Genomic DNA, 12,763 nt, shown 5'->3' on the forward strand with positions numbered 1-12,763 from the left:
ATAGTTGGTTGAAACACATCCGTTGAAGAATTGACTGTATAGGTATCAGATGTTACGGGTCAGGCTCGGAATAAATGAGGTCTAAAGCTAAGGGAAAGTCTTATTATGACAAAAGGACCTGAAATTAATCAGGCCCTTTTGAGGTTATTTAATGCATTGAAAATGTCTTATTTGACTTGTGTAATGGTTCCGTTGCTTACACTACCCCAGTTGGTAAGACTTCCATAGACAATTAATTTCGACTTATTGTTGGCAAATTCTACTTTTCCGCTACCGTTGATCGTCAGGTTGCCATAGACGACTACTTCACCGTCAATGATCATCTTACCATTGATAAACGAGGTTGCCTTAGACCCGACCGTTCCCTGAGAAAGTGAACCCATTATACTGAAGATACCATTTCCATTAACAGTAAAGGTTCCGCCGATAACACCCGAACCAACTAAGTTCATTGTAGTATTAACGTTGATGTTCTGCTTCAAAGCAATGGAACCATACATATTGAATACACCACTGTTTATGTTGACAGAATTTCCGTTGATATTAAGGGTTCCACACCAGTTAAAATTACGGTTGATATTGACATTTGAGGCAAATGTTTTTGTATCCGAGTAGCTCGCTTCATTGTTTACATTAAGATCTCCCTGTGTGCTGCCCGTGAAAGCTGGATAAGTACCATTACAGGTTGGAGTAGTGGGTTTCAGCTCGATAAGCTTTAAAATTTTTAGGCCACCTTTTCCAGTTGCAACAAATACATAGTTATCCCTACTGATAACAAAATTGCTTGAACTGGCGTCAATGGCATTAAAGCTTGCGCTTCCAATATAGGAAAAGTTGTTTTGAGTATCGAATTGATAAGCTGCGATACCCGCACCACCATTGGCAACAAATACACGCTTGTCGTTTGCTGATACGGCATTGGTGACAACATCTTCCGGATCTATGCTGCTATCATCTGGGCTTATTGGAATACTTACACGTTTATCCAATGCTCCTGTGTTAATATTATATATCCCCAATCCTTGTGCGCCCTCAGAAGCTAAAAGATAGTTGCTATAAAAATCGATTGTGCGCTTTGCCGAAGTTGGATTTTGACTTACATTGATTGTTTTAACTGGATCAAGGTTGTTTGACACAACTTTTATCCCCTGTGTTCCCGAAAGTACATAAACCTGATTTTGGTAGGTTCTAACGGATAATAGATCAGCAATATTTACCGATTTTTCAATTGCTCCAGAAGACTTGTTGATCTTAGAAACTGAACCTGAGTTACCCGAAACAGCATAATGACTTTCGCTATTAACTGCTACATCGGTTGCCACATAACTAGGTAAACCTGTATAGCGATAAGCGTCCGTAGGAAGGCCGTTCTGAAGAGGTAAAACAATAAGCACCGCAGGAGATTTTATATTTGCCAATACACCTTCATCTGCTGCGCCTGCCAACAATAAATTACTCCCGTCAACCGCCAAAGAACTAATATCGATATTCGGTAATTTAGCATTCACGATAAGGCGAGGATTATTGATGTCGGCAATGTCGATGACATCTACGCCTCCAAGATAACGATCCCCTTCGGTATTGTAGCTTACATAAGCGTAATTGCCGGAAACAGCTACATGGGTCGCCCGTAGTTTATTTCCTTCATAATCAGGAGGGGCAATCTGTGCGACAAGAGCAAGAGAAAAGTCTGGATTTTGAGTTGCGGTGACTGTTGCGTTATTGGCCGCCCGTTTACCCGTCGCCATCAGGTTAGCTAATGGTAATAAGCCCGCATTTTGGTGATCTAAACGTGCATTTAATTGACTTGAATTATTGTCGATGACCACAGACTGGTTCTTGGGATTGTCGATATCATCCTTATTCTTATTACAGCTGATAAAAGCAGTCAAAGTCAATGCTAGAAGTGGCAGGTAAAATTTCATTTTCATAATATTATATATCTGTCTCAAAAGTAAACCAAAAATCTTGTAGTTAAGTTTTTTCAAAATTAAATTTTATTAGATTGTAGTTATTTTTCTACTACACTAGATCGGTTTTTGCGTTTTGTTAGAAAAAAAATATTCTATAAATCGCTAGAACGGAATTTATTATAGCGAAAAAATGGCCTGATGTACATCAGACCATTTTGCATTTGGAGATTCATAGGATATCTATTGGGTGTTCGCTCGCTTTTAAATATTATAAACTGCAAAATTTTTAATTAGTGGAGTGCCTGTTGATTCAATGATATTTAACCTAATTTTAGATGTTTTAATCTCTTTAAACTTATGTATCCTTTTATTCCCGACGGATTCACCTGCCGCTATTTCTATCCAATGATTGTCGATCCAGGCATCTATTCGGTATTTTCGAATACGTTCTCCTTTCTGTATCATTTCGGCAAAAATAACTTGATTAACTGCCTGATTTGTATTCAGCTCCAAGGTAAATTCTTTTTCTGCTATATTTTTAATAGATGCGATTGGATGTGATGTAGCTTTAGACAATTCCTTACCAAACTCTGCCAATCTATCAGCATCTTCTTTTGGTACCAAACCGCTCGTATCGACTACAATGCCGAGCAGCATGTTGGAGTTTCTACCTACACTGGTATAGTATGCATCTACCAGCTGATCCACCGAAAGAAGTCTCTGTTCATTTTCCTTCCAAAACCAACCACCTTGCCAGCCTGTACGCATTGGGAAATCGGCTTCTCCAGGACACCATATTGAACCATTGGGATCGCCATTCAAGCCGTCAATAACAATAGTCCCTGTAGCCGAAGTTGTGAAATCTGAACGGCTCCAATTGGGATATGGGGCCCTGCCTTCTTCGTTTCCTATCCATCGGATTAGATTTTTGGCATCACTTGGACCTTGGAAAACCACTGCATCAGGCTGTAATTTTTTTAGCAGCGGAGCAATATCTGGCCCGCCATCTTTTATGGGTAATACGCCGCCATCAAACCAGATTTCAAAAAGCTTACCATAATTCGACCATAATTCGGATAGCTGCGTTTTCACAACTTCATTGTATTGCTGCTGGGTAAGAGGACCTCCAGGTTGAACCTTGCCCGGATTGTTTACATGTAAATATCCATTGGCTGAAGCGCTGGCATAGATACCCGGTTTGATGCCATATTTTTGGCAAGACTGGATAAAGTCCTTTACAATATCGCCTTTTCCGTCTTTCCAGGGTGATTTGCTGATGTTGTAGTCGTGTGCTTTAGTTGGCCATAAGCTGAAGCCCGAACAATGCTTTGCAACGAGAACCGCATATTTTGCGCCAGCAGCTTTGGCTGCTTGGATCCATTGATCTGTGTCTAATTTGCTAGGATTAAAGACCGAAGCTGGAGGGTGAGAGCCCCATTGCTGCCAATTGTAGTTAGGTACATAGTTCACGACATCAAAGTGAAAAATCACACCGATCTCTGCTTCTGCCCATGCTACATGGGCTGGAGAAGGAACAACTTCTTTTTGTTGAGCTTCACAAAGGAAGCCCAACAAAAAGAAGTTGATCATTAATATATATTTCTGCATTTTCATCATAATTATTGCCATCCAGTATTTTGTCCTAAGGCCGGATTTAAACTTATTTCCTCTAAAGGAATCGGGAATAAATACATTTTATCATTCCATATTCTTTTTTCCAGGGCGGTATAGATCCGAATATAGAGATCGCTATTGACAGTTATACCACTTACTTGAGTTGCTGGATATTTGGCTCTCAAGGTTGGTGTAAGTTTCATGCCCAATATTGTTTCGGGCCGTTCGATTCTCTTTCCAGCTTTCCAGCGTAATAGATCGTCAAACCTAAACCCTTCATCGGCGAGTTCGACCCTTCGTTCTCTTCTAATTTCGTCGATCAGGATCGGTACTTCCGGAAATGCTGAATTTGGGTCTCTTTTTAGGGACGCAATGACCATATCCGGCATACCCACTCGTCTTCTTAGCAGATTGATACTCTTGTTAATATCGGCCTGTTGGATATCACCCAATTCCGCTTTCGCTTCGGCATAGATCAACAGTATTTCAGCATAGCGGAAGATGAAGAAGTCTAATGTCGATTGATTGGCTTGCCACATCGCTGGGTCTGCGCTTCTGCCTTTGATTAATTGATATCCAGTATTGGCGGTATTTGTTCCAATTCTCGGTAGATCAATAATATCTTTGGAGCCGTCGCTATTTTGCAGTAAGACAAAGCCCTTGGTTGCGATGGTCTGTTTAGCCCGTGGGTCTCGGTCGGCAAATTCATCCTCAGGACTGTTGTCGCCTTTATATTTGGTACTAAGCGCTGTAGGTAACCCATCAGAACACAAGTAGTTCTGGACGAAATCCTTACTGTATCCTGTTCCAGCTTCACCTAAAGTTCTGCTGATACCATTCATTAGGATGCTTTGGAGGTAGCGTCTTCCGAGAATAGATTCGGTATTTCCATTGAGTTCCTGTTGGATAAAGAGGTTGTAGTAATCCGTTGCTGGATTACCGGTGGAGTATAACGAATATTTATTTGAGTCCATAATAAGTTCGGACGCACTGAGTGCTTCGCGAAGATATTTTTCGCTTCCTTCGATACCAAAATATTTTCTTCGGGTTCCTTCCCACAAGCATATTCTAGCTTTTAGGGCGGCAGCAGCGTATTTGTGGAGGCGTCCAGCGGCTACGTTATCGGCAGGAATATTTTCAAGAGCGAAATTTAGATCTGCTAAGATAGAGTCCATGACGATGTTACGCGGTGTCCTTGGAGCATATAGTTCTTCACTTGTTTCGGTCAAATCTTTGCTGTACCAAGCGACGTCACCATAACGCTTGGAAAGCCCCCAATAAAAGAGTGCACGGAAAAAGCGAACTTCTCCCGCATATTGATTTTTAATAGCAGGACTTGCGTCGGCATTATTGTACCGCTGTAAGAAATAATTTACGTTGCGGATGTTTGTCCAATTATAATTGGCATCGGTATTGGGAACTACATATTGTCCTGCCAAAAAGGTGTTAATACTGCTGGGGACTTTATCATCAGACTGATTGTCTTGGATAAAGTTTTGGGCAGGGAGGGAGGTATAAAACTGATTGGCATAGAGCATCAGGTCATTTTCGTTCTTAAAGAACGTTGGTTCGGTGATAGAGGACAAAGGTAATCTGTCCAGATAGCTGTCTTTTTTACAAGAAGCAATAAAAGCCAGTGAACCAAGTATGAGTAGTGTTTTTAAAATTTTCATAATCTAAAATCTTATCAATTAAAATCCAAGTTGTAATCCAAATGCTACCGATTTACTTTGTGGAGCGTCTTGAAAATTGAGCACTTCGGGATCGAAGGCATCAAATAAGCTCGTAAATGTGAGCAGATTCTGTCCTGAGACATAGATACGAGCACGTCCGAGTTTGGCTTTCTCTGTCCAATTTTTTGGTAATGAATAACCGAGGGTAAGCTGTTTTACCCGTAGATAAGCTGCATTTTGGATGTATTTTGTCTGCTGTTGCGAGTTTCCTCCATTGCCAAAGCGTAATCTCGGAAAATATGCATCTCTGTTTTGTGGTGTCCAGTAATCTGTTGCATAAATAAAAGGAACGTTCCATTCGCTGGTGAATCCCCAGAAAGCACTATTACTGATCCAGGTATCCCGCTTGCCAATACCTTGTAAGAAAGCCGAAAAATCAAAGTTCTTATAATTTAAGCCCATATTAAGTCCAAAGGAATAGCGAGGCGTAGAGTTACCGATGATTTTTCGATCTCCTGGATTATCTACCGTATTGTTGCCAAAGTCTATTTTACCATCATTATTCAGATCTGCATAACGTATATCTCCGGGTCTCCAGGTTCCACCCCAGACTTGGGTCTGTTTTGGTGCCGCATCGATTTCCTCTTGGCTTTGGAAATATCCTTGTGTTTCAAATCCCCAGATTTCACCATCCAATTTACCTTCATACCAATTGTTGAATATTTTGGTCGTATTGAGCGGGTATTTGGTTAACTTGGCATGGTTATCTGCTAGTGAAAGCATTACGTCATAGGAAAGATCATCACCTATGCGGTCATTCCAGCCTACGCTAAGTTCCCAACCTTTAGTCACCAATGTACCTGCATTTTGGCTTGGTGCAGCAGTTCCCAATACTGCAGGGAGTGGAACGCCTGCAACCAGCATATCTCTTGTTCGTCTTTCATAAATATCAAAACTACCTGTCAGACGATTTTTAAGTAAGGCGAAATCAAGTCCGAAGTTTGTTGTAGCGGATTTTTCCCAAGTAAAATTTGTGCTGACAAGTCCAGGGGCACCTACGCTCACCCCAGTCTGATTGCCAAAAATATAACCGACACTATTATTCACTGGCATCGTTGGCAAGTAAGGATAGAAATTAGATGCGGAATATAAATCATCGCTATTAAAGCCCTGATTAGGCAATTCACCGTAGGATCCTCTAAATTTTAAATCGTTGACAACATTCTTGATTCCCGCCATAAAATTTTCTTCGGAAATTCTCCAGCCAGCCGAAACAGAAGGCGTGAAGACATATCTTTTATCTGCGGAAAAACGGGAAGATCCGTCATAGCGTCCGTTTATTTCCAATAGATATTTCTTGTCAAAAATGTAATTCAGTCTGAATACTGTTCCAAAGAGCGCCCACTCATTCTCTGCTCCAGTCACACTTGGCCGGGGATCGTTGTTTAGATTTATTGCGGGTTTGGTGGGGTCTACGAGATTGTTTGCAAATATGCCTAATCGTTTATATCGACTGCTTTCGCGATTAATACCGGCCATTGCTTTAAAATAATGCTTTTCGGCAAAGGTGTTTTCGTAGGTTGCAAAAGCATTTAAGGCAAAATAATTATGGTTGTCAGTAGTTTCTGATACGGATGAAGGATTCGTCCAAGGAAACGTACCCAGCAAAATTCCATTTACACCATATTCCTTAAACGGAATCTGATGGCTTTGCAGAAAGTTGTTATAAGCATTCCAGGTATAATCAGCGACGACCGAAACATGTTCGATAGGTTTGATTTTCACTCCTCCGGTTAGCCATAAGTCATTGGAATATCTTTTTCGTTTTCCGTTGTTAGCGGCTACAGCAAAAGGATTGGTAAAGCTTCCCTGTCCTGAAAAGTTTCCGTCGGGATGTCGAATAGGCATGGTAGGCCTTAAGTCGCCGGAGATCCATCCGGATGATGTCCCTCCTGTGACTACACCTGCTGTTTCTTTATCGTCGATATGTGTGAGCGCAAAGTTTCCTGTTAAGGTTAGCCAATCAGTAATTTCGGAATTGACTTTCATGGATGGATTCAGGCGTTGATATTTTTGACCGGCCTCTTTAAATAATCCTTTTTGCTGGAGATAACCTAGGGAGGTGATTACTGATGTTGCACCACGGCCACCCTGTAACGAGAGATTGTGTCGCTGCATAGGGGCCCAGCCTGGATATTGCTCTTTGATCCAGTCTGTATTTCCCACATAACGATACTTTGCAGGATTGGCCGGATCTACATAAACAGGTAGGTTGTTGGCAGGATCGTTGAAATAGGCATTAGCAAGAATGGAATCTTGCTCTGTAAAGGATTCCGTTGCTGTAGTTCCACCGTCTTGTCCGTTGCGATTTGCTTCGCGATGCATTCTGATGTAATCAATCGAATTGATATATTTCGCCATTTTGGTCGGTCTGGAGATAGTATATTCACCGGAGTAATTGATTTGAGGATTTTGACTTTTGGGGTTCTTTGTCTGAATCAAGATAACACCATAAGCCGCTCTACCGCCATAAATAGCTGCTGCGGCGGCATCTTTTAGCACCGTTACATTTTCCACATCCGAAGGATCAATAGAATTCGGATCACGTTGTACACCGTCCACCAAGATCAGTGGACCCGCTGTGCCGCCATTAATTGATCCGGTGCCGCGTATGTTGAATTGGGATCCCGTTCCCGGTTTACCATTTGCGGAAGTAATGTTTAAATTCGGTACTAACCCCTGTAAGCCTTGCCCTAGATTTGCAATTGGGCGGTCTGCAAGGCGTTTAGCACTCACTGTTGAGACCGCTCCCGTTAGATTCTCCTTCTTTTGTGTACCAAATCCGACAACAACGACTTCTTCGAGGTTACTGTTTGCTGCTTTTAGGACAACATTGACTTCATTTTTTCCTTGTGTGGGTATTTCTGCTGTTGCATATCCAACGGAACTGATAACTAATAAGCTATTCGCTTCTGGAACGAGAAGAGAAAATTCTCCCTTTGCGTTGGTGCTTGTACCGACCGTACTTCCTTTGATAAGAATATTGATCCCGGGAAGCGCCTGTCCATTTTCATTTGTCACACGACCGGTTATTGTTCTTTTTTGAATTCTGTCATCGGTATTTTTAATAACAGCCTGTGCAATGGTTTTACGCTCAATGGCAATCGACCGGCCTTTTATCTGATAACCTAAAGATTCTTCGGAGAGGAGCTCATCCAATAAAGTCGTTATTGTTTTGTTATTTGCATTGATTGTAATTGGTTTTATATTTTTTAGGTCATTCTCGTCGTAAATAAACGTGTAGCCAGACTGTCTGCTGATCTCAATCAGTATATTTTTCAGCTGGGCCTTATTCTGATTGAGATTGATGCGTTGTGCACGAACGTTTCCCATAGCAACCATAATGGAAGCTAACAGTAGAACAAAGGTTAGTTTCATAGACAGATGTGTCTTGTAAGATTTCAGGTATCGGTAATAATGCCTTGGATTATCTTTTTTCATATTCTTTTAAGTTTAATAAACAGTGCATGTTGGCGCATAAATAGCTTTTGGAAGAAGAAGCTATGTATGTCAATTTTGCATTGGCGGTTATAGGTTTTTATCCCAGGTATTGATGGGACAAACTCATTATAATTGGTTCTGAAGTCCTTCTCGAATTTTCGAAGAATGAGCTCTTTTTTTTGCATATTATCGCATCGCTACAATCCTCCTTCCTTCTCTTGAGAATTTTACATTTGACTTTAATTCAATAGCTTGTAATACTTCTGATAATTTGGCATCTCTGGGAATAATCGCTGAGAACCTCCGATTGCCATAAGGCCCCATGTCGACTTCAACATCATACCAACGTTCGATTTTTAGCGCATATTGACTTAAAGTCTCTTCATGTAGCACATAAAGACCATCCTTCCAAGTGTAGCTATCTTCAATACCGTTGGTGGAAACTTCGATAGCGTCCTTTCCATTAACAATTGCCTGTTGGCCCGGACTTAAGAGGACTTGATGTCTTGTCTTTGTATCCGTCACACGTAGACTTCCATTGACTAATGTCGTATAGGTGTAGCCATTGTCGTTATAGGTGTTAACATTAAAACTTGTACCCAGAACTTCAATCCGCTGTTGTGCTGTATGGATGACGAATGGTTTCTGTGCATTTTTAGCGACCTCTAGGTAAACTTCGCCGGTCAGTTGAATCTGTCTTTCGTGACCGGTAAAAGTTGCTGGATAAGTGATGGACGATAATGCATTCAACCATGCTTTGGTTCCATCTGAAAGTATCACCTCAAATTGTCCCGCTGCTGGCGTCGAAAGTGTAATTGTTTTAACATGTTCTGTTTCAGTGATTGTAGTTCCGTTGTTATATCCTACCGAATTATCTTTTGAAACAATACCGCCATTTTTTCCATCTAGTGCAATTGCTGGTTGACCATCGATTGACAACAGCGCTTTGTTGCTACCGGGTGTGATATCGTCCACAAAAAGCTCATGTTTGTTTTGCTGATCATTATTCCGTTGTGAATATATAATTACTCCAATTGTAAAAAAGGCAAGGATAGCTGCTGCAAGAGCTATGATATAACCCTTAGCATAAGGTTGATTTGCAGTTATTCGTTTTAATCTCTTTTGCAGTTCCGCTAGATCAGCAATCATCTCATTGTCCGCTGGAACTTTATGATCACCGAGGTTGAGGTACCATTCTTCAACCAATGCTTTTTCTTGTGCTGTACATTTTCCTTCCAGGTATTTCTTTAGCAAAGAAGATCCATCTGAATTCCTTTGGTTCGTCATGATGCAATAATTTGGTTACTTCTATATGACGGACGAACGGAGGGGGGAGGGGGGGGGAATTAAAAATTTTTGCAAAAAAATAGGAAGCCTATCCATAGTAAGCTTCCTAATTTACTGCGAAGAAGGCGTAAAGCTTCTTTCATATAACTGCGGACGCTATGTTCTGATAGATTGAGCCTTTTGGCGATATCTTTGTGACTGAGATAGTGCTTTCTACTAAGTTCGAAAACCTCCCTCACACGTGGAGATAGCTTGTGAAGTACGTTTTCTATTTGTTCCCGGAGTAATTTCTCCCGTAGGGAATGGTCAGTATCTCCGGTGTGATGTGCAGTGACTGGAGGTAAGGACGCCAGATAGCTGGTTCTCGACTGTTCTTTGGCCATATAGTCGATTACACGATATCGTATGGCACTATAAAGATAGGCGGATATTTCTCCATGGATTGAGAGCGTATACCTGTTTTGCCAAATTGAAGTAAATAAGTCATGTACTATATCTTTAGCAGCCTCGCGATCTTGTAGTTTACGGGTTGCATGAAGGTATAATAGTGCAAAATAATTGTTATAGAGTTTCTGAAAAGCTATGGCGTTTCCCTCCTGTAGCTCTTGCAGCAGTTCTCTCTCCTCTATTGTTTGCGTTTTGTACATGATTAATGGACAATATTAGTAAACAATGGATAGTTGAGCAAATCTATTCCCTTTTTGTTTAAGCGCACACGATTGCGCAATATTTGTTATTTGTCCAGGTCCGTAACTTATACGCCTATATGCTTCTATAAACGTTTTTGTGCATAGGGCAGATTGGAAGCCCGCATCGTTTTCTCTTGCCTTAGTTGTATCTAAATTATAATTTTTTGTTTTTTCTATTGTGCAAAAGTTATTCTTATTTAACTACAGTTGCTTCGAGTTCAACCTTTAGTGTTTCAAATAATGCTTTGACTTCCAATACTGTGGAGGACTGTTTGATTCTATTTTTGGTAATCCAGTTTTGAAGGATATCAAAATTTTCAAAGAGTTCGGCTGTCGAGGTGGTATAAATATTTAAGCGTACGATATTTTCCAGTTCATAACCAGCTTGTTGAATTACTTTTTCGGTATTCTGTATTGCATCAGTTAATTGTGACCGCATATTAGCTATGCTCGATACGCCAAGTTTGTCTATTGCGGTTTGACCGGAGACATATAAGGTTCCGGTTACGTTTTTTACTTCAACTGCCTGGGCATAATTTCGGGCTTCTTGCCAAGTCCAGGGATTAATTGTCTGTTTTTCCATCTTTTAATTGTTTAAAACTATTGCCTGAATGTTTCTGATACAAAAGTCTCATTCCCGTTTGAATGATTGCTGTGATTCAAATCACTTTTTATCTCTATTGTTATATAATCTGCTTAACGTCTCGCGTGAGACGCCCAGATAGGAGGACAATATAGATTTGGGAATTCTTTGTACTAATTGTGGGTAGGCGCTTATAAACTGTTCATATTTAATCCTCGGAGATAGTTCAAGCAGTGATAATATTCTTTTTTGATTGGCAATGTGGCCATTTATAGATTTGTTATGAAAGTACCTAATTAATTGCGGGCAGCTATCCAGCATCTGTAAATAATCGGCATAATGTAAACCGTATACTGTGGTACTTTCAATACACTGAAGATTTAAAACAGCTTTAGATTGATTGTAAAATGCTGAAAAGTCGGTTTCCCACCAGTTTTCGAAGGCAAATGATATTATAAACTCTTTCGCCTGCCTGTCGGAGTAAAATAATTTGACGAGCCCAGATACAATAAAATATACTTCGGTAACAAGCTCATCTTGCTTGATGATAAAATCTCCTTTCTTATATTTTTTATAATGAAAGAAGTTTTTTAAATACTCAAACTCGCTATTCGTTACATCATAGAAGATATCAATACTGTTTTTTGAAAAAATATCCATCGTACTTTGGCGCATTTTGATTAAAGATGCAGCTAAAATAAGGTTTTTCGATACTGATTTAATTGATACAGAATTAATCTTTAGAATCTGTGCATAAGGAATGACTTTACAGTAAATAGGAATCGCGATTAAACAAGAGTATGATTAAGCTATCCCTGCAATGTTCAGAGTGACAGATTAAATTATTAGTTTTCGGTAATATGAGATATTATTAAGAGTGTAATTGTCTATTTTTAGAAATTGAACATCAGTGTAACCTTTATCGATATGAAAAGAATACTATTTTTTATAGTAGGAAGCCTAACTTTTAGTTTTACGGGGTTTCAAGGTTGCATGGAGCGCACCGATTCTGCAAATGGAAGTAAAGACGACAATCGAATCTCCAAATTGGCTGCTTTTGATTCACTAGAACATTATTCAATCGATATTGATCTGTTTAAAATAGGTGAATTGGAAGACAAAAATAATAAATCTGAAAAAGAACAACTTTTGTTATCTGTATTGTCGGATAATCAGGTCAATATTTCATTGTTGTCCCATTTGAAGGAAATTGGATATGCGAGCAATTTAGTTGATAAGTCCCTTTATAGACCTATAGACTCTTTATTTTTTTTAAAGGTTCGAAAGGACAATGTTGAAAGTTCATGTATACATGAGTTTAGGGATATCCTCGTTTTTTATAAAAATAAACAATGTATTGGAGTTGCTAAGATTTGTTTTGACTGCAAAACGATGGTTTCATGGAGTGAAAAACTTAATTTTGCAGGTTTCGGTGATTGGGGTGACTACGATAAATTGCATCCTTTGCTAAGGAAAAATTGAAATAAGAGCTTTTTCAACTAA

At 39.9% G+C, this 12,763-nt stretch carries 9 protein-coding genes; 1 reads left to right on the forward strand and 8 read right to left on the reverse strand.

The genetic code is table 11. The annotated features are described in order from the left end of the window. Positions 1–167: 167 nt before the first annotated feature. The 8 genes from B3C94_RS14090 to B3C94_RS14125 all read right to left on the reverse strand — a co-directional run bounded on the left by B3C94_RS14090 (position 168) and on the right by B3C94_RS14125 (position 11,920). The gene (locus B3C94_RS14090) at positions 168–1,931 is read right to left on the reverse strand and encodes a hypothetical protein (protein WP_293904715.1); all 1,764 of its coding nucleotides are present in this window, start codon (positions 1,929–1,931) and stop codon (positions 168–170) included. A gap of 243 nt (positions 1,932–2,174) precedes the next feature. Further along, on the reverse strand, positions 2,175–3,521 hold the full coding sequence (locus B3C94_RS14095) for an alpha-L-fucosidase (protein WP_293904717.1): 1,347 nt from the start codon (positions 3,519–3,521) through the stop codon (positions 2,175–2,177). Positions 3,522–3,532: 11 nt separating this feature from the next. Further along, complete coding sequence (locus B3C94_RS14100) at positions 3,533–5,200, reverse strand: RagB/SusD family nutrient uptake outer membrane protein (RefSeq protein ID WP_293904719.1); 1,668 nt, start codon at positions 5,198–5,200, stop codon at positions 3,533–3,535. A gap of 18 nt (positions 5,201–5,218) precedes the next feature. Then, positions 5,219–8,701: a TonB-dependent receptor gene (locus tag B3C94_RS14105; protein ID WP_293904721.1), complete on the reverse strand. Its 3,483-nt coding sequence runs from the start codon at positions 8,699–8,701 to the stop codon at positions 5,219–5,221. A gap of 186 nt (positions 8,702–8,887) precedes the next feature. Continuing rightward, on the reverse strand, positions 8,888–9,988 hold the full coding sequence (locus B3C94_RS14110; RefSeq protein WP_293904723.1) for a FecR family protein: 1,101 nt from the start codon (positions 9,986–9,988) through the stop codon (positions 8,888–8,890). A 59-nt stretch (positions 9,989–10,047) separates the two neighbouring features. Next, entirely contained in the window at positions 10,048–10,635 is a 588-nt protein-coding gene (locus B3C94_RS14115; protein ID WP_293904725.1) for an RNA polymerase sigma factor, read from the reverse strand. A gap of 235 nt (positions 10,636–10,870) precedes the next feature. After that, positions 10,871–11,260 carry a RidA family protein gene (locus tag B3C94_RS14120; protein WP_293904727.1) on the reverse strand — a complete coding sequence of 130 codons (390 nt, stop codon included), beginning with the start codon at positions 11,258–11,260 and terminating at the stop codon, positions 10,871–10,873. 81 nt (positions 11,261–11,341) lie between these two features. Next, positions 11,342–11,920, reverse strand: coding sequence for a Crp/Fnr family transcriptional regulator (locus B3C94_RS14125; RefSeq protein WP_293904729.1), 579 nt, complete (start codon positions 11,918–11,920; stop codon positions 11,342–11,344). 267 nt (positions 11,921–12,187) lie between these two features. On the opposite strand from B3C94_RS14125, the gene B3C94_RS14130 reads away from it, so the two are divergent. Next, complete coding sequence (locus tag B3C94_RS14130; protein ID WP_293904731.1) at positions 12,188–12,742, forward strand: hypothetical protein; 555 nt, start codon at positions 12,188–12,190, stop codon at positions 12,740–12,742. Positions 12,743–12,763 lie beyond the last annotated feature (21 nt).

This window comes from Sphingobacterium sp. UBA5670, assembly GCF_002420705.1.
Taxonomy (GTDB): Bacteria; Bacteroidota; Bacteroidia; order Sphingobacteriales; family Sphingobacteriaceae; genus Sphingobacterium.

Coding starts and splice junctions, on each gene's coding strand:
- B3C94_RS14090 (WP_293904715.1), bottom strand. CDS start 1,931: ATGAAAATGAAATTTTACCTGCCACTTCTAGCATTGACTTTGACTGCT.
- B3C94_RS14095 (WP_293904717.1), bottom strand. CDS start 3,521: ATGCAGAAATATATATTAATGATCAACTTCTTTTTGTTGGGCTTCCTT.
- B3C94_RS14100 (WP_293904719.1), bottom strand. CDS start 5,200: ATGAAAATTTTAAAAACACTACTCATACTTGGTTCACTGGCTTTTATT.
- B3C94_RS14105 (WP_293904721.1), bottom strand. CDS start 8,701: ATGAAAAAAGATAATCCAAGGCATTATTACCGATACCTGAAATCTTAC.
- B3C94_RS14110 (WP_293904723.1), bottom strand. CDS start 9,988: ATGACGAACCAAAGGAATTCAGATGGATCTTCTTTGCTAAAGAAATAC.
- B3C94_RS14115 (WP_293904725.1), bottom strand. CDS start 10,635: ATGTACAAAACGCAAACAATAGAGGAGAGAGAACTGCTGCAAGAGCTA.
- B3C94_RS14120 (WP_293904727.1), bottom strand. CDS start 11,260: ATGGAAAAACAGACAATTAATCCCTGGACTTGGCAAGAAGCCCGAAAT.
- B3C94_RS14125 (WP_293904729.1), bottom strand. CDS start 11,920: ATGGATATTTTTTCAAAAAACAGTATTGATATCTTCTATGATGTAACG.
- B3C94_RS14130 (WP_293904731.1), top strand. CDS start 12,188: ATGAAAAGAATACTATTTTTTATAGTAGGAAGCCTAACTTTTAGTTTT.